Annotated in this window: 21 protein-coding genes; 8 read left to right on the top strand and 13 right to left on the bottom strand. The window is 69.4% G+C overall.

Annotation, left to right across the window (positions count from 1 at the left end; all coding sequences use genetic code 11):
- Positions 1-119 precede the first annotated feature (119 nt).
- Positions 120-2,156, bottom strand: coding sequence for an NAD(+) synthase (locus AX685_RS07150; protein WP_066486944.1), 2,037 nt, complete (start codon positions 2,154-2,156; stop codon positions 120-122).
- A 75-nt stretch (positions 2,157-2,231) separates the two neighbouring features.
- Between AX685_RS07150 and AX685_RS07145 the strand changes: the two genes are divergently transcribed.
- Entirely contained in the window at positions 2,232-5,138 is a 2,907-nt protein-coding gene (locus AX685_RS07145; protein ID WP_197418520.1) for a hybrid sensor histidine kinase/response regulator, read from the top strand.
- Between the two features lie 16 nt (positions 5,139-5,154).
- On the opposite strand, the gene AX685_RS07140 is transcribed toward AX685_RS07145, so the two are convergent.
- From AX685_RS07140 to AX685_RS07130, 3 genes are all read right to left on the bottom strand, one after another.
- Complete coding sequence (locus AX685_RS07140; protein WP_066486939.1) at positions 5,155-6,771, bottom strand: choline dehydrogenase; 1,617 nt, start codon at positions 6,769-6,771, stop codon at positions 5,155-5,157.
- A gap of 61 nt (positions 6,772-6,832) precedes the next feature.
- A complete protein-coding gene (locus AX685_RS07135; RefSeq protein WP_066486938.1) occupies positions 6,833-7,792 on the bottom strand; it encodes an NADPH:quinone oxidoreductase family protein in 960 nt (319 codons plus the stop codon).
- Positions 7,789-8,370: a TetR/AcrR family transcriptional regulator gene (locus AX685_RS07130; RefSeq protein WP_096613468.1), complete on the bottom strand. Its 582-nt coding sequence runs from the start codon at positions 8,368-8,370 to the stop codon at positions 7,789-7,791. Before AX685_RS07130 ends, AX685_RS07135 begins: the two co-directional genes overlap by 4 nt.
- A gap of 83 nt (positions 8,371-8,453) precedes the next feature.
- On the opposite strand from AX685_RS07130, the gene AX685_RS07125 reads away from it, so the two are divergent.
- From AX685_RS07125 to AX685_RS07105, 5 genes are all read left to right on the top strand, one after another.
- On the top strand, positions 8,454-9,713 hold the full coding sequence (locus AX685_RS07125; protein WP_066486935.1) for an acetyl-CoA C-acetyltransferase: 1,260 nt from the start codon (positions 8,454-8,456) through the stop codon (positions 9,711-9,713).
- Positions 9,714-9,779: 66 nt separating this feature from the next.
- Positions 9,780-11,369, top strand: a complete 1,590-nt coding sequence (locus tag AX685_RS07120) for an acyl-CoA synthetase (protein ID WP_197418519.1) — start codon at positions 9,780-9,782, stop codon at positions 11,367-11,369.
- 110 nt (positions 11,370-11,479) lie between these two features.
- Positions 11,480-12,460 carry an RcnB family protein gene (locus AX685_RS07115; RefSeq protein WP_197418518.1) on the top strand — a complete coding sequence of 327 codons (981 nt, stop codon included), beginning with the start codon at positions 11,480-11,482 and terminating at the stop codon, positions 12,458-12,460.
- Positions 12,461-12,518: 58 nt separating this feature from the next.
- Positions 12,519-13,226 carry a prolyl hydroxylase family protein gene (locus tag AX685_RS07110; RefSeq protein WP_066486930.1) on the top strand — a complete coding sequence of 236 codons (708 nt, stop codon included), beginning with the start codon at positions 12,519-12,521 and terminating at the stop codon, positions 13,224-13,226.
- Entirely contained in the window at positions 13,223-13,894 is a 672-nt protein-coding gene (locus AX685_RS07105) for an HPP family protein (protein ID WP_066486948.1), read from the top strand. Before AX685_RS07110 ends, AX685_RS07105 begins: the two co-directional genes overlap by 4 nt.
- Before the next feature lie 15 nt (positions 13,895-13,909).
- Here the strand turns inward: AX685_RS07105 and AX685_RS07100 are convergent, their stop codons facing one another.
- From AX685_RS07100 to AX685_RS22410, 9 genes are all read right to left on the bottom strand, one after another.
- A complete protein-coding gene (locus AX685_RS07100) occupies positions 13,910-14,590 on the bottom strand; it encodes a hypothetical protein (protein ID WP_066486927.1) in 681 nt (226 codons plus the stop codon).
- Between the two features lie 178 nt (positions 14,591-14,768).
- Complete coding sequence (locus tag AX685_RS07095) at positions 14,769-15,188, bottom strand: SufE family protein (RefSeq protein WP_066486925.1); 420 nt, start codon at positions 15,186-15,188, stop codon at positions 14,769-14,771.
- A gap of 57 nt (positions 15,189-15,245) precedes the next feature.
- A complete protein-coding gene (locus AX685_RS07090; RefSeq protein ID WP_066486923.1) occupies positions 15,246-15,491 on the bottom strand; it encodes a hypothetical protein in 246 nt (81 codons plus the stop codon).
- 36 nt (positions 15,492-15,527) lie between these two features.
- Positions 15,528-15,782 (bottom strand): hypothetical protein, encoded by a 255-nt coding sequence (locus AX685_RS07085; RefSeq protein WP_066486922.1) that lies wholly within the window; start codon positions 15,780-15,782, stop codon positions 15,528-15,530.
- Between the two features lie 31 nt (positions 15,783-15,813).
- The gene (locus tag AX685_RS07080; RefSeq protein ID WP_066486946.1) at positions 15,814-16,101 is read right to left on the bottom strand and encodes a hypothetical protein; all 288 of its coding nucleotides are present in this window, start codon (positions 16,099-16,101) and stop codon (positions 15,814-15,816) included.
- Positions 16,102-16,128: 27 nt separating this feature from the next.
- A complete protein-coding gene (pspC, locus tag AX685_RS07075; protein ID WP_066486919.1) occupies positions 16,129-16,509 on the bottom strand; it encodes an envelope stress response membrane protein PspC in 381 nt (126 codons plus the stop codon).
- Entirely contained in the window at positions 16,509-16,793 is a 285-nt protein-coding gene (pspB, locus tag AX685_RS07070; protein WP_066486918.1) for an envelope stress response membrane protein PspB, read from the bottom strand. The genes pspC and pspB overlap by 1 nt, the downstream gene beginning before the upstream one ends.
- A gap of 5 nt (positions 16,794-16,798) precedes the next feature.
- Entirely contained in the window at positions 16,799-17,461 is a 663-nt protein-coding gene (gene pspA, locus AX685_RS07065) for a phage shock protein PspA (RefSeq protein ID WP_066486917.1), read from the bottom strand.
- A gap of 87 nt (positions 17,462-17,548) precedes the next feature.
- Positions 17,549-17,692 (bottom strand): hypothetical protein, encoded by a 144-nt coding sequence (locus AX685_RS22410; protein ID WP_176484952.1) that lies wholly within the window; start codon positions 17,690-17,692, stop codon positions 17,549-17,551.
- 168 nt (positions 17,693-17,860) lie between these two features.
- Between AX685_RS22410 and pspF the strand changes: the two genes are divergently transcribed.
- Both pspF and AX685_RS07055 read left to right on the top strand, forming a co-directional pair.
- Positions 17,861-18,940: a phage shock protein operon transcriptional activator gene (pspF, locus tag AX685_RS07060; protein ID WP_066486916.1), complete on the top strand. Its 1,080-nt coding sequence runs from the start codon at positions 17,861-17,863 to the stop codon at positions 18,938-18,940.
- An 84-nt stretch (positions 18,941-19,024) separates the two neighbouring features.
- Positions 19,025-19,636 (top strand): superoxide dismutase, encoded by a 612-nt coding sequence (locus AX685_RS07055; RefSeq protein ID WP_066486915.1) that lies wholly within the window; start codon positions 19,025-19,027, stop codon positions 19,634-19,636.
- Positions 19,637-19,696 lie beyond the last annotated feature (60 nt).

Genomic DNA, 19,696 nt, shown 5'->3' with positions numbered 1-19,696 from the left:
GTGTAGGACAGGGCGGGGGTTCGCATCCGTGATGCCGGGCCGCATATCCGCAGGCCACTGAATTGGCGGCACCGTGCACCCCGGAGCAAGTCCGGGGTGACGTTGTGTGTGCGGGGCGGTTACGGCCCGTTGGCGGCCAATTCCGCCAGCCAGACGTCGGCGGTGCCGTCAGAGGGTGCGCGCCAGTCGCCGCGCGGGGACAGCGCGCCGCCCGACGATACCTTCGGCCCGTTGGGGATCGCCGATCGCTTGAACTGGCTGATCTGGAAGAAGCGGAACAGGAAGCGTTCCAGCCAGTGGCGGATCGTGTCGAGATCGTAGGCGACGCGCCCGCCCGCCGGGTAACCGACCGGCCACGCCCCCGCGCCGGCATCGCGCCACGCATGCCACGCCAGGAACGCGACCTTCGACGGGGCGAGGCCGTGGCGGATCACGTAATGCGCGAAGAAATCGTTCAGCGCATAGGGACCGATGCGGCTTTCGGTGCTTTGCAGCTCCGCCCCCGGCACCAGCTCGGGCGAGATTTCCTGCTTCAGGATCGCGTCCAGCACCGCGTCGGTCGCCGCATCATATTGATCGGTGGCGATGCACCAGCGGATCAGGAACTGGATCAGCGTCTTGGGCACGCCGGCGTTGACCGCATAATGGCTCATCTGGTCGCCGACGCCATAGGTGCACCAGCCCAGCGCCAGTTCGGACAGGTCGCCGGTGCCGACGACCAGCCCGTCGCGCTGGTTGGCGATGCGGAACAGGTAATCGGTGCGCAGCCCCGCCTGCACGTTTTCAAACGTGACGTCGTACACCGGCTCGCCGCGGCCATAGGGGTGGCCCATGTCCTGAAGCATCCGCGTGGCGGCGGGGCGGATGTCGATTTCCTCCGCGGTGACGCCCAGCGCGCGCATCAGCGTCCAGGCATTGTCCTTCGTCCCCGCGCTGGTGGCGAAGCCGGGCATGGTGATGCCCAGGATATCGGTGCGCGGCCGGCCGAGCTGGTCGAGCGCCTTGGCCGCGACGATCAGCGCGTGGGTGCTGTCCAGCCCGCCCGACACGCCGATCACCAGCCGCCGCGCGTTCGCCGCGACCAGCCGCTTGGCGATGCCCTGCACCTGGATGTTGAACGCTTCGTAGCAATCCTCATCCAGTGCGGCGGGATCGTTGGGGACGAACGGGAAGCGGCGCAGGTCGCGGCGCAAGCCGATGTCCGTGCCGGTCGGCGCGAAAGGGAAGGCGATGCGGCGGAACCGCGTTTCGGGATGGCCGGCGTGGCGCGCGGCATCGTGGAAGGTGCCGTTGCGCAGCCGCTCCTGCACCAGCCGTTCGAGATCGACGTCGGCGGCGACCAGCCCCGATTCGCGCGCGAAGCGGGGCGAGGCGACCAGCAACTCGCCCAGTTCGTGGACGCTGCCCTGACCGTCCCATGCCAGATCGGTGGTGCTTTCGCCCGGCCCGGCGGCGGAATAGACATAGGCGCAGGCCGCGCGCGCCGATTGTGCGGCGGACAGCATCATGCGCTCGCGCGACTTGCCGATGACGACGTTCGACGCCGACAGGTTGCAGCACACCAGCGCCCCGGCCAACGCCCCCATGGTGGAGGGTGGGGTGGCGGCCCAGTAATCCTCGCAGATTTCGGCGTGAAACACGAAATCGGGCATCGCATCCGCGGCGAAGATCAGGTCGGTGCCGAACGGCACCTCTTCCCCGCCGACGCCGATCGTCAGCCCGGTGAGGCCCGCGCCGGGGGCGAACCAGCGCTTTTCGTAATATTCGCGGTAATTGGGCAGGAACGTCTTGGGCACCACGCCGAGCACGCGCCCGCCCGCGATCGCGACCGCGCAATTGTAGAGCCGCTGCCCGCGTTCCAGCGCCGTGCCCACCAGCAGCACCGGGCGCAAGGTTTCGCTGGCGGCGCGCACCGCCTCCACCGCTGCAAGCGTCGCGGCCTGTAGCGCGGATTGCAGGTGCAGGTCGTCGATCGCATAGGAGGTGAGGTTGAGTTCGGGAAAGACGAGGAGGTCCACGCCCTCGTCATGCGCGCGGCGCGCGAGCGCGATCGCTTCGTCCGCATTGCGCGCGGGATCGCCGACGGTCGCGGCCGGGGTGGCCGCGGCGACGCGCAGCATGCGATGGTGGTGGAGCGAGGCGAAGGCGGGGTTCATGCCGTTCGAATTACGCCGGTTCGGCAGCGTTTGCCACCTTCGCGCCGGGCCGCACCTGCGCTAGGCTGCCCGGCGATGACACAGCCCCCCGCCGCTTCGCGCGATTACATGGCGTTCACGGCGCGTGGCGGCGACATGGGGCGGCGGATCGCGGCGTATGACTGGGCGTCGTCGCCGCTGGGGCCGGTGGAGGATTGGCCCGCGGTGCTGCGCCACACGCTGGCGGTGATCCTGCCCGCGCAGGCGGAGATCGTGCTGTTCTGGGGCGCCGAGCAGGTCGCGCTGTACAACGATGCCTACGCCCCCACGATCGGGAACAAGCATCCGCACGCGCTGGGTCGCCCGGCGTGCGAGACCTGGACGGAGTTGTGGGACGATCTGGAGCCGCTGCTGACGCATGTGCGCACCACCGGCGAAACCTATGCCGCGAAGGACCGGCCGTTCTACATCGAGCGCGCTGGATATGGCGAGCAGGTGTATTTCGACATTTCCTATTCGCCGGTGGCGCTGGACGACGGCAGCGTCGGCGGGGTGCTGTGCATCGTGTCGGAGACGACCGGGCGGGTGCGCGCCGCGCGCGAGGTGTCGGAGGACCGCGCTCGCCTGCACCAGATGTTCGACCAGGCGCCCGGCTTCGTCGCGGTGCTGCGCGAGCCGGGGCATGTGTTCGAACTGGCCAATGCCGCCTTCCGCGCGCTGGTGGACGGGCGCGAGATGATCGGACGTACCGTGGCCGACGCGCTGCCCGAGGTCGTGTCGCAGGGCCTGGTCGCGCGGCTGGACGAGGTGCGGGCGACCGGCGTGCCGTTCCGCGGCGAAGGTGTCCCGGTGACGGTGATGCGGGCCGACGGCACGGCCGAGGAACGGCGGCTGGACTTCGTCTATCAGCCGGTCACCGATGCGGGCGGGGAGGTGACGGCGATCTTCGTGCAGGGCATCGACCTGACCGAGCAGCATCGCGCGCTGGGCGCGCTGGCGCTGAGCCGCGATTCGCTGGAACTGGCGACGCGGATGGGGGAGATCGGGACGTGGGAATATGACCTGCGCACCGGCACCTTCACCGGTTCGGAACGCAATTGGGCGATGCACGGCTATCCGCCGGGCACGGTCGCGACGACCGCGCAGTTCCTGGCCGCGATCCACGCTGACGATCGCGCGGCGATGTCGGCGTCGTTTGCGGCGGCGATCGACCCGGCGGTGCGGGCGCTGCACGATGTCGAATATCGCATCTTCCAGCCTGACGGGACGATGCGCTGGGTCGCGGTCACGGGGCGCGGGGTGTTCGAGGACGACGTGTGCACCCGCGCGATCGGCACGATCACCGACGTCACCCAGCGGCGGACCGAGGCGGATGCGCTGCGCGAGAGCGAGCAGCGGTTCCGCGCGCTGGCCGACGAGATGGAGGCGCTGGTCTGGATCACCGACGAGACCGGGCGGTTCGTGTTCGCCAACGCGGGTTTCCAGAAGATCCTGGGCGTGACGCCGGAGGCGATGAGGCGCGACGGCTGGGCGCCGCTGCTGCGTGATGAGGACCGCGCGCTGCTGGCGGAGCGGATGCCGCTCTTCTATCGCGATCCGCGCCCGCTGCGCGGCGACTATCGGCTGAAGACCGCGGACGGCGGGACGATCTGGGCGCATGGCGTGTCGCGGCCGCGCTATTCGGGCGACCGTTTCCTGGGCTATGTCGGCTGCGCGGTGGACGTGACCGAGCGGCATCTGGCGGGCGAGGCGCTGGAGGAGCGGGTCGCCGAGCGCACCGCCGAGCTGACGCGCCAGATCGCCGAGCGTGAGCGCGTCGAGGAGACGCTGCATCAGATGCAGCGGCTGGAGGCGGTGGGGCAGCTGACGTCGGGCGTGGCGCATGATTTCAACAATCTGCTGACCGTGGTGCTGGGCAATATCGAGATGATCGCGCATGCCGCGGCGGCCGGGCCGCTCGACGCCCGCGCGCTGCAACGGCTGGAGCATGTGCGGATCGCGGCCGAGCGCGGCGCGACGCTGACCGCGCAATTGCTCGCTTTCTCGCGCCGGCAGCGGCTGGAGGCGAAGACGGTCGACCTGAACGACACGGTCCGCGCGCTGGCGCCGTTGATGGCGAGCACGCTGGGCCGCTCGATCGCGATCGAACAGGAACTGGCGGACGGCGTGTGGCCAGCGCTGGTCGACCCGACGCAGATCGAGCTGATCCTGCTGAACCTGGCGATCAACGCGCGCGACGCGATGGTGGGCGGCGGGCGGCTGACGCTGTCGACCGCCAACGTCAGCCTGGACGTGCCGCAGCGCCCGGAGGAGCCGGTGGCGGGCGACTATATCCGCGTCGCGGTGACCGATACCGGCACGGGCATGACCGACGAGGTGCTGGCGCGCGCGTTCGAGCCGTTCTTCACCACCAAGGAAGTCGGCAAGGGTTCCGGGCTGGGGCTGGCGCAGGTGTTCGGTTTCGCCAAGCAGTCGGGCGGGGGCGTGCGGATCGATACCGTTGCGGGGGAGGGGACGACCGTCAGCGTGTATCTGCCCCGCGCGCGCGACGTGGCCGCCGCGGCGGCGGTGGCCGCGATCCCGGCGGCAAGTGCCGCGCCGATCGCCGGGCGGTGCATCCTGGTCGTCGATGACGAGGACAATGTGCGACAGGTGACCGCCGACACGCTGCGCGCGGCGGGATGCCGCGTGGTGGAGGCGGTGGACGGCGACACCGGGCTGCGCGCGCTGGCGCATACGCGCGGGATCGAGGCAGTGGTCGCCGACGTGGCGATGCCGGGAATGAACGGCGTCGAATTCGCACGGCGCGCGCGGCGCCGACACCCCGACCTGCCGGTGCTGTTCGTCACGGGCTATGCCGATCTGGCGGCGATCGCCGAGGTGCCGGAGGAGCAGATCATCCGCAAACCCTATACCCGCGACGCATTGCTGTCGCGGGTGCGGCAGATGCTGGACCGGCCGGCGGCGGTGGAGGAGGAGGAGCGGCCGGCGCGCGCGGGATAGGCCGCCGGCGCGCCGGTCAGGCGGCCAGTGCGGTGCCGACCCCGCGGATCATGTCCGCCGCCTTTTCCGCGATCATGATCGTCGGCGCATTGGTGTTCGACCCTACCAGCGTCGGCATCACCGAGGCGTCGACGACGCGCAACCCCTCCAGCCCGCGCACGCGCAGCTGCCCGTCGACCACCGCCAGCGCATCCCCCTCCGCGCCCATCCGGCAGGTGCCGACCGGGTGATAGATGGTTTCCGCCGAGGCGCGCACCCAGGCGTCGATATCGGCATCGCTGCGCACCGACGCGCCGGGATACAGTTCGTCGGCGCGATAGGGATCGAGCGCGGCCTGGCTGGCGACGTCGCGGCCGATCTTCACGCATTCGCGCATCACGCGGCGATCCTCCGGCGCGGCGAGGTAATTGCCGTAGATGAGCGGATCGGCGAGCGGATCGGCGGAGCCGGCGGCGATCCGCCCGCGGCTGTCGGGGCGCAGCTGACACAGATGGAGCGAGAAGCCGTCGCGGTCGGCCCGCTGCTTCCCGTGATCGCGCATGATCGCCAGCACGCCGTGGATCTGCACGTCGGGGCGCGACAGTCCTTCGCGCGACGAGACGAACGCGCCGGATTCGAGGAATTGCTGCCGCCCCAGCCCGCGCCCGCCGAGAAGATATTGCACCCCGGTGGTCAGCTGGCGCAGCCCGCGCGTCGCGGAGAAGGCGGTCACCAGCCGACGCGACGACCAGTTCATGATGACGTCGAGGTGATCCTGAAGGTTCTCGCCGACGCCCGGCAGCGGGTGGACCGGCGCGATGCCGGCATCGCGCAGCCGCTGCGGATCGCCGATCCCCGACAGTTGCAGCACGTGCGGGCTTTGCACCGCGCCGGCGCACAGGATCGCCTCGCCCGCGACCGCGACGCGCTCCGGCGTGCGGCCGCGCAGATACTCGACCGCCACCGCACGCCCGCGTTCGACGACGATCCGCGTCGTGCGCGCGTTGGTGACGACGGTCAGGTTGCGGCGCGCCATCGCGGGATAGAGATAGGCCGCCGCCGCCGACCAGCGCCGCCCGTCGGAGATGGTCAGGTCGTAGCGGCCGAACCCTTCCTGCGAGGCGCCGTTGAAATCGTCGGTGACGGGATAGCCGGCCTGTCGCCCCGCCTCGATCAGCGCGTCGTGGAATGGGCTGTCGCTTTCGCCGCCCGAGATCGACAGCGGTCCGCCCGCCCCGTGCAGCCCGCCGCATTCGCCGCGATGATGCCCCTCCAACCGGCGGAAATAGGGCAGGACGTCGTCCCACGCCCAGCCCGCCAGCCCCATCTGGCGCCATTCGTCATAATCCTGCGGATGGCCGCGGGTGTAGATCATGCCGTTGATCGCGGACGAGCCGCCCAGCCCCTTGCCGCGTGGCCACCACAGGCGGCGGTTGTCGAGATGCGGTTCCGGTTCGGTCCAGAAACCCCAATTGTGCTTGCCCTTCGCCTTGATGAGGTTGCCGACACCGGCGGGCATCCGCACCAGCACGTCCTTGTTGGCGCCGCCCGCCTCAAGCAGGCAGACGGTGGCGGTGGGGTCCTCGCTCAGCCGCGCGGCGAGCGCACACCCCGCCGATCCGCCACCGATGATGACATAATCATATCCGGCCATCCCGTCGTCCTCTGCCTTGTCGCGCCACCCGCTCTCGTCGCGGCAGGTTGGCGGTTTTTCGTCACGGAACCAGTATCAGCTTACCCACCATGTCGCTGCGCGCCATCGCGTCGAAGGCGGCGCGCCAGTCGGCCAGCGGAAATTCGGCGTGGACGCGCGGGCGGATCCGCCCCGACGCCGCCAGCGACCAGACCGCGTCGAGATTTTCCCGCCCGCGTTCGGGAAAGCGCCGGCCGTATTCGCCGGCGCGCACGCCGATCACCGAAAACCCCTTGATCAGCGGCATGTTGGTGGAAACGGTCGCGATTCGTCCGGAGGTGAAGCCAACGACCAGCAGCCGCCCGCCGAACGCGATGCAGCGCGTCGATTCGTCGAACACGTCGCCGCCGACCGGATCGAACACCACGTCGGCGCCGCCGCCGGTCAGTTCCTTCACCGCGTCGCGGAAACCGGGCGCGGGCAGCGTCGCGGCGACCGGATAGTCGGCGGCGAGCATCGCCAGTTTCTCCGGCGAGCGTGACGTGGCGATCACCCGCGCGCCCAGCGCATGCGCCAGATCGACCGCCGCCAGCCCGACCCCGCCGGTCGCGCCATGGACCAGCAGCCATTCGTCGGGACGCAGCGCGCCCAGCCGCACCAGCGCTACATAGGCGGTGAGATAGGCCGCGCCGACCGCTGCCCCTTCCGCAAAGGAAAGGTGCGGGGGCAGCGCACGCACCGCGGCGGCATCCACCGCCACCACCTCCGCAAAGCCGCCCAGCCGCGTGCCGGCGACCACCGCGTCGCCCGGCGCGAAGCCGTCGCCGGCCAGCACTTCCCCCGCCAATTCCATGCCGGGGGTGAAGGGCAGCGGCGGCTTCAGCTGATAGTCGCCGCGCGTCATCAGCAGATCGGGATAGTTGAGCGCGGCGGCGCGCACGCGGATCAGCACCTTGTCCGGCGCCGCTTGCGGTTCGGGCAGGTCCGCCAGCGCGGTGCCCGACAGGTCGGTCGACAGCGCGGAGACGACCAGCGCCTTCATTCCACAGGCGCCCGGTGGGTCATGATGGCGAGCAGCCGGTCGAACAGCGTTTCCATGTCGAGATGCGGCGCGTGCACTTTGCTGAGCCCCAGGGTGATGAGGCCGTAGGCGCGAACCTCCGCATCATTTCGTTCGAACCCGGCGTCGGTCAGGCAGCGGGCGAGGAAATCGAGCATCAGCGAATCGTGCCGCTCCACCGCTGCGCGGGCGCGCGGGTCGCTTTCGGCCCAGGCGCGCATCGCGATCGCCAGCCGCGACGACCCGCGCCGGCGCACCGTCTGCCCCAGCAGGCGGATGCGATCGATCGGATCGGGCGCGGCGCGTTCCAGCGCCTCGATCAGGCCGGTCAGCTGGGCTTCGGCGAAATAGCGCGCCAATTGCCCCTGATAGGCGTCGAAGTCCGCGAAATGATGGTAGAAACTGCCTGTCGAGACGCGCAGCTCCTCCGACAGCGGGCGCAGCTTGAGCGCGCGCAATCCGCCGCGCCGAAGCAACGACTGACCGGCCTCCAGCCAGTCTTGTGGAGTGAGGTCCGGCGCCCGTGCGGGGGCGGCGGATGAGGGTGAAACGCTTGACATCCCGGCGACCATAACGAAGGTTATGTCGGAAAGCGGCGCCCGTAAAGCGCTGTCTGACAGACATGGTGGATTGGAGAATTTCGATGGGAGAGGCCTATATCATCGACGCCGTGCGCACGCCGCGCGGCATCGGCAAGCAGGGCAAGGGCGCACTGGCCGACCTGCACCCGCAGCATCTGGCGGCGGCGGTCCTCAAGGCGCTGAAAGATCGTAACAATCTGAACACCGCCGAGGTGGACGATGTGATCTGGTCGACCTCCACGCAGCGCGGCAAGCAGGGCGGTGACCTGGGCCGGATGGCGGCACTGGACGCCGGTTTCGACGTCAAGGCGTCGGGCGTGACGCTGGACCGGTTCTGCGGCGGCGGGATCACCGCGGTGAATTTCGCCGCGGCGCAGATCATGAGCGGGATGGAAGACCTGGTCATTGCAGGCGGCACCGAGATGATGAGCCTGACCGCCGCGATGTCGCAGGAGGACATGGAGAGCGGCAAGCCGATGCTGGGCATGGGATCGGGCAACCCGCATCTCGACGTGCTGCATCCGCAGAGCCACCAGGGCGTGTGCGGCGACGCGATCGCCAGCATGGAAGGTATCACCCGCGAGGATCTGGACGCGCTGGGCCTGGAAAGCCAGCGCAAGGCGGCGATCGCGATCGCCGAGGGCCGGTTCGACAAGTCGCTGGTGCCCGTCACCGACGATGACGGCAACGTCATCCTCGACCATGAGGAATTTCCCCGGCCGCAGACCACCGCCGAGGGGCTGGCCAGCCTGAAGCCGTCGTTCGCGGCGCTGGCGGACATGCCGTACAACAAGGCGGGCGACACGTTCCGCAAGCAGATCAACCGCCGCTACCCTGACCTGGAGATCCAGCATTTCCACCATGCGGGCAATTCGTCGGGCGTGGTCGACGGCGCGGCGGCGGTGCTGCTGGCGTCGAAGGAATATGCCGAGGCGCACGGACTGACGCCGCGCGCGCGGATCGTGGCGATGGCCAATGTCGGCGACGACCCCACGCTGATGCTCAACGCGCCGGTCCCGGCGGCGAAGAAGGTGCTGGCGAAGGCGGGTCTGACCAAGGACGATATCGACCTGTGGGAGATCAACGAGGCGTTCGCAGTGGTGGCGGAGAAGTTCATCCGCGACCTCGACCTCGACCGGTCGAAGGTGAACGTCAACGGCGGCTCGATCGCGCTGGGCCATCCGATCGGCGCGACCGGCGCGATCCTGATCGGCACGGTGGTCGACGAGCTGGAACGGCAGGGCAAGCGGTACGGGCTGGTGACGATGTGCGCGGCGGGCGGGATGGCCCCGGCGATCATCGTCGAGCGCATCGGCGCCTGACCCACCGGACGACGTGACGGGTGGCGGGGCCGACAGACGCCCCGCGCCCGAGGAGAGAGACCGACCATGCTGCATCCCGTCGCGCACGCGCGCACCCACCCGGACAAGCCCGCCTATATCATGGCGGCAACCGGAGAGACCGTAACCTATGGCGAGCTGGACCGGCGCGCCAACCAGGGCGCGCACCTGCTGCTCGCGCTGGGCGTGGGGCGCGGCGACGGGATCGCCATCATGCTGGACAATCATGCACGCTATCTGGAGATCATGTGGGCGGCGGAGCGGATCGGCGCGTACGTCACCTGCATTTCGTCCAAGCTGATGGTCGACGAGGCGGAATATATCGTGCGCGACGGCGCGTGCCGCGTGTTCATCGCCTCCACCGCGGTATCCTGCTGTGCGGAGCAGCTGGGACCGCGGATCGCCGACCTGGCGCGCTTCATGGTCGGCGGGACGGTCGACGGGTTCGACGGTTACGAGGCGGCACGCGACGCGCAGCCCGACACGCCGGTGGCGGACCCCGCGCACGGGCAGGTGATGCTGTATTCGTCGGGCACCACTGGCAAGCCCAAGGGCGTGCGCTTCCCGCTGCCGGAGGAGCCGTTCGGCGAACACGTCTCGCCGCTGGTCGGGCTGGGGCGGGCGCTGTACGGCTGGACGTCCGACATGGTCTATCTCAGCCCAGCGCCGATGTACCATGCCGCGCCGCTGCGCTGGTCGATGGCGGTCAACCAGATCGGCGGCACCGTGGTCATCATGGAGAAGTTCGACGCCGAGCGCGCGCTGGAGTTGATCGAGCGGCATCGCGTCACCCATGCGCAATGGGTGCCGACGCATTTCATCCGCATGCTGAAACTGCCGCCGGAGGCGCGCACGCGCCACGATCTGTCGTCGCTGAAGGCGGTGTGGCACGCCGCCGCGCCGTGCCCGATCCCGGTCAAGGAAGCGATGATCGACTGGTGGGGGCCGATCGTCCACGAATATTATGCGGGGACGGAGGGCAACAGCTTCCACGCGATCAACGCCGCCGAATGGCTGACGCACAAGGGATCGGTGGGCCGCAACCTGACCACCATCACGCACATCTGCGACGAGGACGGCAACGAGGTGGCGCCGCGGACCGAGGGCGCGATCTATTTCGAGGCGCCCGGCGGCGGGCGCACGTTCGTCTATCACAACGATCCGGAGAAGACCGCTGAGGGAACCAACCGCCACGGCTGGACCACGCTGGGCGATGTGGGCTGGATGGACGAGGAAGGGTATCTCTACCTGACCGACCGCAAGAGCTTCATGATCATTTCTGGGGGCGTGAACATCTATCCCGCCGAGATCGAGAACCTGCTGGTCACCCACCCCAAGGTGGCGGACGTCGCGGTGATCGGCGCGCCCAACGACGAAATGGGTGAGGAAGTGGTGGCGGTGGTGCAGCCGCGCGACATGGGCGACGCCGGCGCGGCGCTGGCGGCGGAGCTGACCGAGTTCGCGCGCGCCCATCTGAGCCACGTCAAGGCGCCGCGGCGCGTCGATTTCCGCGCCGAACTGCCGCGGCACGACACCGGCAAGCTCTACAAGCGGCTGTTGCGCGACGAATATTGGGGGAAGGCGCCCGTCACCGGCGCGCCGGCGCCGGATCGTCCCGCGACCGGGCAGGCGGCGTGAAGCTTTCATTTCGCTGACGGGGCAATTCAGCCATCGTTCCACCGCACGCGCGCATACCGGCGTCATCGTGGGGCCGGCTTGTGCGCCGGCAGGTGGAAAGACGACGCGAGATGATGAAGGCGTTGATAGCAGGATTGCTGGCGGCAACCGCGGCGCTGCCGCAGGTCGCGATGGCACAGGAAGGCGCACGCGAAGGCACGCTGCGCGACGTGATGCGCGCGCGGATGGAGGCGCGGGTCGAGGGGCAGGGCCGCTCGGCCGATGCCGGCCGCTGGCAGCGCCCGGAGCGCGTCGAGCGCCCGCAGCCCTCGCAACCAATGCCGCAGGCGCAGCCGCGCCCGGCCCCGGATCGCGGCGGCTGGCAGGGCGAGCGCCCGCGCGGCGACCGGCCGGACGGGCAGCCCGGCGCCTGGCGCGGCGATCGCGGACCGCGTGCCGATGGCGGCTGGCGCGGTGACGGGCAGATAAGGGGCGACGGGCAGGTGCGCGGCGACTGGCGCCGCGACCCGCCGCCGCCCCCGCCGCCCGGTACGCAGCCGGCGACGGACTCGCGCCGCGACCCCGCGCGGCGCGACCCGCGGGCGGGCGACGGGCGCTGGGACAATTGGCGCAGCGACCGGCGCGACGACAACCGCCGCTGGGACGATCGCCAGCGCGGCCAATGGGGTCAGGGCGCGTGGGATCGTGGCAACTGGGATCGCCGCGATGGCAACCGTGGCGATTGGAACCGGGGTGACTGGAACCGCGGCGACTGGAACCGCGGGAACGACGACCGGCGCGGGTGGAACCGCGGGTGGCGCAATGACCGGCGCTACGACTGGAACCGCTATCGGATCGACAATCGCAGCGCCTATCGCCTGCCGCGCTATTATGCGCCCTACGGATGGAGCCGCGGCTATACGCGGTTCAGCATCGGGGTGCGGATCGCGCCGGTGCTGTTCGCGCAAAGCTACTGGATCGCCGATCCTTGGGCCTACCGCCTGCCCGACCCCTACGGCCCGTATCGCTGGGTGCGCTATTACGACGATGCGCTGCTGGTCGATGTCTATACCGGGCAGGTGGTGGACGTGATCTACGACATTTTCTGGTGATCCGGCGGCGTCCGGAGGCTTGAACCCGCGCGTGCGGCGCGCAAGAGACGCATCCGTCATGGCGATCTCTACCCAAGCCCCCGGACGCCCCTCCGCCGACCGCGCCGCCATCGGCAGTGCGGTAGCGGCGCGGCTGGATGCCGACCCGCGGATACAGCGACTGCCCAGCGCGCAGGTGGAGGCATGGCGCTGCCCCGCGTTCCTGGACGCGGCGAATTGCGACTGGCTGGTACAGGTGATCGACGCCAACCGCCGCCCGTCGACGCTGCTGTCCGATCGCGCCACCAGCGCCAATCGCACCAGCGAGAGCTGCGACATGGATCGCAACGCGCCCGGCATCCGCGAGATCGACCGCTTCATCGCCGACGCATTGGGGATCGACCCCGACCATGGCGAGACGATGCAGGGCCAACGTTATTCCCCCGGCCAGCATTTCCGCGCGCACCACGATTATTTCCACGAAGGCGAAAGCTACTGGCCGCGGATGCAGGCATCCGGCGGGCAGCGGACGTGGACCGCGATGATCTACCTTAACGAGGTGGAGGAGGGCGGGGAGACCTGGTTCCCGCAAGGGGGGCTGCGCGTCGCGCCGCGCAAGGGATTGCTGCTCGCCTGGAACAACATGGCCGCTGACGGCAGCCCCAACCCGATGACCCTGCACGAGGGCATGGCCGTGGTGGAGGGGACCAAGTACATCGTCACCAAATGGTTTCGTGAGCGGCCGTGGGCGGTGACGGCCCGCGCGGCGACGGGCAGCGCGGTGTGAGCGCGTGGTTCCGCCCGATCCTGGCCGGGGCGCAGGCGCGCGACCGGTCGATCGCGGCGCTGGGCGCGGTCGCGGGGATCGCGCTGACGATCGTGCTGTGCGCCCATGCGCCGACGCTGGCCGCTGGCCTGCCGGTGATCGTCGCGCCGCTGGGTGCTTCGGCGGTGCTGGTGTTCGCCGTGCCCGCGAGCCCGCTGGCGCAGCCATGGCCGGTGATCGGCGGCAACACCATTTCCGCGCTGGTCGGGATGGCGGCATTCCGCTGGGTGCCCGATGCGACACTGGCCGCCGGGGTAGGGGTGGGCGCGGCGATCGCGATGATGTCGCTGCTGCGCTGCCTCCACCCGCCCGGCGGGGCGGCGGCGCTGACCGCGGTGATCGGCGGCCCGGCGATCCATGCCGCCGGCTTCGGATTCGCGTTCGTGCCGGTGGCGATCAACTCGATCGCGCTGGTGGCGCTGGGCTGGCTGTTCCACCGGGCGATCGGGCGATCCTATCCGCACCGCGCGGTGCCGCCCCCCGCGCCGCTGCCGCCGGGCCTTCACCTCGCGGATATCGACGCCGCGTTGGCGGAGATGGGCGAGGGGTTCGACATCGCGCGCGAGGATCTGGACGCGCTGCTGACCCGCGCGGAGCAGCACGCGCGGCGGCGAGGCGGCGCGCGCTGACCAGCGGTCGCACGCTCAGTTGAGCGGGACGTGCATCTGTTCCGCGCGATCCTCCAGCGGCTTGGCGAAGCCGTCGGCGATCTTGCCCAGCGCGTGGACGTTGTCGAGCGTGCTCGGCGAGGCACCCGACAGATAGGCCGCATTGTACGCCAGCCCCGAGATCGGGCCGCCGGTGATCCGGTCGACGTGCTGGGTGATGTCCGCCAGCGACTTGTCGAGCGCGGCCTGTTGCCGGTCGGGGTTGCCGACCGAGGCGACGCGATTGCCGCACGCGTCGACCAGCTGCCCCTGGGTATTGTAGCTGTAGGACGGATTGACCTGCGTCACGTCGGGCGCGAGTGACGGCGGCGCGGCGACGTGCTGCGCGACCGATGGCTGGAGCGCGGCGCTCGCCGCGGCGATCGCGCCCTGCAGCCGGCCGGCATCGACCGCGGACAATTGCCCTTCGATCGCGGATTGCACCTGTGCGCCCAGCGCCGGGTTGGTCGCGTTCAGCCCGGCAACCAGCCCGCCGAGCGCGCTGGTATCGACGCCTTGCGGCCCGCGGGTCGCATCGACCATCGCGTCGGCGACCTGATCCGCGGTCGGCCCGCGACCGGCGGCCGATGCCGCCTCCGCAGCGGCATTCGCGCTGCTGCTGCCGCTACTGCCGCCGACGCCGCCGACCCCGCCGACCCCACCGTTTGAATCGCTCATCACCTTCTCCTGTGCGATCGTTGAAGAGTGCAGCGATAATGGGGACGACGCGGCCGCTTCGCGCTAGTCGATCCGATTAGGGCGCGAACGGCGTGATCCCGGGCAGGCCGGGGTCGTCGGGTTGCGGGGCGGCTCCATGAGCCGCGGGAGGTCGCGGCCTGCGCCGGGGCGGCCGCGATCAGGCGGCGTAGCGTTGCGCGGTGTCGCGGATCAGCGCGATCATGTTCGGGATGCCCTGCGTGCGGTTGGAGCTGAGCTGCGATGTCAGCTCGAACGGGGCCAGCGCGGCGGGAATGTCGGTGGCGATGATCTCGGCGGGCTCGCGGTCCTGTACGGTCAGCAGCACCAGCGCGATGATCCCCTTGGTGATCGCGGCGTTGCTGTCGGCCAGGAAATGCAGCCTGCCGTCGTCGGCGACGGTGGGATAGACCCATACCGACGCCGAACAGCCGCGCACCAGTGTCGCATCGGTCTTGAGCGCATCGGGCATCGCCTCCAGCGCGCGGCCCAGATCGACCAGCAGGCGGTAGCGGTCGTCCCCTTCGAGAAACTCATATTCCTCGCGGATGGCGTCGAGTGTGGTGGGGGCGTCGGTCATGGTTCCCGGCGCCTACCCGCGGCGGGCGCGGGCGGCAACCGTCGTGGGCATGGGGGCCTACAGGTCGACGCCCGCGGCGATCGCCTCCAGCTTGCGGATGCGTTCCTTGAGGTCCGCGATCTCGATCCGCGCGCTGGCGGACGGGCCGGCGACGCGGGGCATGTGGCCCTCGCCATCGACGCGCAGCTGCTGCTGCTTGAGCTGGAGCCAGCCGCGCCAGCCGTTGAGCGTGGCGGCGATCAGCATCGCCAGCCCGGCCAGCGTCGCGGTGGCCATGATGACATAGAATTCGGGATCGGACATGACGACCTTATCCTTCCGGCGGACGTTCGCGGGGGATCAGCGATCGCGCAGCTGCTCGATCTGGCGTTCCAGATCGGCGTTCGCGTGCTGATCGGTGATGACGCGCTCCAGGACGGCGACGCGCTCCTTGAGCTGGCGGACCTCGTCCTGCGCACGCGTCGTGTCGGCGGCTTGTAGGTGCGGGGTGCCGCCCTGGTCGGCGATCCGCGCCATCGCGCGGTAGCGTTCCTGCAGCACCCGGCCGATCATCGCGATGAACACGATCGCGACGACCATCGAAAACGGACCCATCTGTTACTCTCCCTTCCCGTAGCGACGACGCTCAGTTGAGCCGGTCGTCGCGCAATTGCTCGATCTGGCGGTGCAGGTCGGTGCCGCTGTCGGTGGCGATCCGTTCCAGGACGCGCACCCGCGCCTCCAGCCGCTCCATCTGCGCGGCATATTGCGCCGCCTTCTCCGCGGTGGCGGCGGTCAGCGCCGCGGCCATCCGCTCCTTGTGCACCAGCCAGCGTTTGAACATCTCGCTGCCCACGCCCAGGATCACCGGCAGGCCGATGACGACGAACGCCAGCATGAAGATGGTGAAACCGTTCAGGTGATCGACGTGCATCATCGCCTCCGTCGTAACGGCCGTGCCCTAGCGCAGGCTCTCGATCTCGTTGGCCAGCGCGCTGTTGCGGCTGGTATAGTGAAGCTCGATATCGGCCAGCCGGCGGTCCAGCTCGCGGAATTTCGAGCGGACCTCGGCGGTGGAGCGCGTCGGATTGGTGCGCACGCCCTGCCAGAATTTCTGGTCGGCGCTGTCCTGGTACAGGCCCAGCGGCTTGGGCTCGGCCATCCACGCGATCAGCGCATAGGCGATCAGCGTCCAGGGAAAGCCGCCGGGGAGCGTCAGCAGGATCATCGCGATGCGGACCCAGATGACCTCGATCCCGGTGTAATCGGCGATCCCGGCGCACACGCCCTTCCACTTGGCGTCCTGCTTGTCGAGATAGAATTTGGTGCGGCTGTCGGACATCAGTTCCTCCGCTGCGACGGGGCGTCGAGGCGATAATCGGGCTGCGAGCGATAGTCGGCCATGCCCGGGCGGAAATCGGGATTGTCGGCGGCGACGATCCGCTCGACGGTGGTGACGCGGTCCTCCAGCCGGCGGGCGAGATTGTACATCTCGTCCAGCAGGCGTTCGTCCTCGTCGGTGATCCGCGGCGCGGTCTTCCACCGCGTGACGTAATGCAGGATCACCCACGGCAGGCCGATGAAGATCGAGGTGATCGCGATCAGCGGTACGACGACATCTTCCATGACCCTCAACCTTCCTTGTTCATGCGGGCCTTGAGCGCGGCCAGCTCGGCGTCGATCTTGTCGTTGGAGCGCAGGTCCTCGAACTCGTCCTCCAGCGTCCGGGGCGTCAGGCCCATCGCCTCGGCGCGGCCCTCCGCCTCGTCGGCGCGGCGTTCCAGAATGTCGAAGCGGCTGAACGCCTCATGCGTCTTCGGCCCGTTCCACATCTCGCGCAGGCGCGCCTTGGTGTTGGCGCTTTCCAGCCGGGTGGCGATCGCATTCTGCTTCGCACGCGCCTCGCGCAGCTTGTTCTGCAGCTTGGCGATATCCTCCTCCGAGCTGCGCAGCGCATTTTCGAGCACGGTCACCTCGGACGTCAGCTGCGCGGCCATCTCGGCGGCCTTGCGGCGTTCGACCAGCGCGGCCTTGGCCAGATCCTCGCGGTTCTTGGACAGCGCCAGCTCGGCCTTCTCGGTCCAGCTCGCTTCCAGGTCCGCCAGCTTCTGGATGTGGCGCCGCATCTCCTTCTGGTCGGCGATGGTGCGCGCGGCGGAGGCGCGCACCTCGACCAGCGTCTCCTCCATCTCAAGGATGATCATGCGGACCATCTTCGCCGGGTCGTCCGCCCTGTCGAGCAGCTCGGCCATGTTGGCCGCGACGATGTCGCGGGTGCGGGAGAAAATGCCCATTCGATACGGACTCCTGGGGTTACGCGATCCATCCTAGCGGATCGGACGGGGCACGGGGAGGGTCTGTTCCCGTGCCCCGCCCTGCGTTCACGCGAGTGCGTGAACGGTCGCGGCCGGTGCGCCGACCGGGGCCGTCGCCGGGCCGACCGCGCCCAGCACCATGGTGGTGCTGACGATGACGGTCAGGGCGATCGCGGCCAGTCGGGCGCCGATGCTGTTGGTGGTGGTCATGGCGGTATCTCCTCGATCTGAAACCTTGTGCACCGTCGTTGCGGCGCCGATGCCCCTTGCATTGCACGGGGCGTGCCAAGTCGAAAAACGGCGGATTTGCGTGGGTTTGCTGCGATTGTTGATCTTTGCAGTTGCCACCGCTTGGGGAATCGCGCCAGATATTGGCATATGAAGCGGACGAAGCAGGTCATCGGTCAGTCGGGGGCATTCCTGGACGCGTTGGAGCGCGCCAGCCGTGCGGCGATGCTCGACCGGCCCGTGCTGGTGATCGGCGAGCGCGGCACCGGCAAGGAGCTGGTCGCGGAACGGCTCCACCACCTGTCGGGGCGTTGGGACCAGCCGCTGGTGACGATGAACTGCGCCGCGCTGCCCGAAACGCTGATCGAGGCGGAACTGTTCGGGCATGAGGCCGGGTCGTTCACCGGCGCCAGCAAGGCGCGCGTCGGGCGGTTCGAGGAAGCCGATGGCGGGACGCTGTTCCTCGACGAACTCGGCACGTTGTCGATGGGGGCGCAGGAACGGCTGCTGCGCGCGGTGGAATATGGGGAGGTGACGCGGATCGGCGCGTCCCGCCCGATCCGCGTCGATGTGCGCATCGTCGCGGCGACCAACGAGCATCTGCCCGACCGGGTCGAGGCCAATACCTTCCGCGCCGACCTGCTCGACCGATTGTCGTTCGAGGTGGTGACGCTGCCTCCGCTGCGCGCGCGACGCAGCGACATCCCGGTGCTGGCCGACCATTTCGGGCGGCGCATGGCCGCCGAGCTGGAACGCGAGCAATGGGACGGCTTCACCGAGGATGCGATGGCGGCGATGCTGGAATATCGCTGGCCGGGCAACGTGCGCGAATTGCGCAACGTGGTGGAGCGCGCGGTCTATCGCTGGGATCGCGGCGGCGCGGTGGGGGAGGTGGAGTTCGATCCCTTCGCCTCACCCTATCGCCCCGCGACTCCCAATCGCCAGACGGTGCCCGCCGCCGCGCCCGAACAGCGCGAGCTGTCCGCGCCGCGATCCGCGCAGCAGCAGCAGCCACCCGTCGCGTCGGAGGACGATGGCGACGACGTGGCGGCGTGCGACGTCGGCCCGTCCGATTTCAAGAGCCGCGTGGCGCTGTTCGAGCGCGATCTGCTCGCGCGGTCGCTGGCCGAGCACCGCTTCAACCAGCGCGCCACCGCCGAGGCGCTGGGGCTGACCTACGACCAGTTGCGCCACGCGCTGCGTCGCCACGACCTGATCGGCAGCAGCTGACCGGATCGGAGCGGTTGCGTAACGAGGCCGGGGGAGCCATTTGGGGCGCGTCGCGTTGCCTGACGCGGATCAAAGGAGGATTCCATGGCTTTCGAACTCCCGCCGCTTCCCTATGCCTATGACGCGCTGGAGCCGGTCATCTCGAAGGAGACGATGACCTTCCACCATGACAAGCACCACGCCGCCTATACCGCCAAGCTGAACGAGGGCGTCGCCGCCGACCCCAAGCTGGAAGGCAAGTCGATTGAGGAGATCCTCGGCATGATCTCGTCGCTGCCGCCACTGGTGCGCAACAACGGCGGCGGTTTCTGGAACCACGATTTCTTCTGGAAGATCATGGCCCCCAAGGACTCGACCCAGCCGTCGGGCAAGCTGGCCGCCGCTATCGAGGCGTTCGGCGGCCTCGACAAGCTGAAGGACGAATTCAACACCAAGGGCGCCGGCCAGTTCGGTTCGGGCTGGGCGTGGGTGATCGCCGACGCCTCGGGCGCGTTGAAGGTCACGTCGACCCCGAACCAGGACAATCCGCTGATGGACGATGCCAAGGAGAAGGGCACGCCGATCCTGGGCAACGACGTGTGGGAACACGCCTATTACCTCACCTACATGAACGACCGCCCCGGTTATCTGAAGGCGTGGTGGGACGTGGTGAACTGGGACGAGGCCGGCCGCCGGTACGACGCCGCTGTCGCCTGACACGGACGCCGCGGTCCGGCAGGATCGGGGCGTCCGTGTCAGGCGACAGCGGCGTCGTAC

This window comes from Sphingomonas sp. CCH9-F2, assembly GCF_001556735.1.
GTDB lineage: Bacteria > Pseudomonadota > Alphaproteobacteria > Sphingomonadales > Sphingomonadaceae > Sphingomonas > Sphingomonas ginsenosidimutans.
Note: the sequence above shows the minus strand (reverse complement) of the source record. Positions and strands in the feature narration are given on the sequence as shown.